The organism is Mariniradius sediminis (genome assembly GCF_021491425.1).
Taxonomy (GTDB): domain Bacteria; phylum Bacteroidota; class Bacteroidia; order Cytophagales; family Cyclobacteriaceae; genus Mariniradius; species Mariniradius saccharolyticus.
The window spans coordinates 1-285 of record NZ_JAKEVZ010000083.1; the positions used below are offsets into that span (position 1 = coordinate 1).

A 285-nucleotide genomic window follows, 5' to 3' on the forward strand; every position below is an offset into this window, starting at 1 on the left:
TCAGATCAGGCGCAGCTTCGGTTTAAATTGAACAAAGCGGCTGGTTCTTCGGAGTCCTATCAGTTAACTGTAAATGAGAAGGGCGTGTTGATTGAAGCGCCTTCTTCAGCCGGATTATTTTATGGATTGCAAACACTCTGGCAATTATTACCACCAGCCATTGAAGCGAAATCTAAGGTAGAAGGGGTTAATTGGTCGCTCCCCTATTGCAGCATCAAAGATGCACCGCGCGTTGGCTGGCGCGGACTCATGCTGGATGTGGCCCGGCATTTCTTCACCAAAGAA

At 48.4% G+C, this 285-nt stretch carries 1 protein-coding gene; it reads left to right on the top strand.

The annotated features are described in order from the left end of the window. The coding region (locus tag L0U89_RS20365; RefSeq protein ID WP_305067162.1) for a glycoside hydrolase family 20 zincin-like fold domain-containing protein at positions 1-285 on the top strand (285 nt) is incomplete at both ends.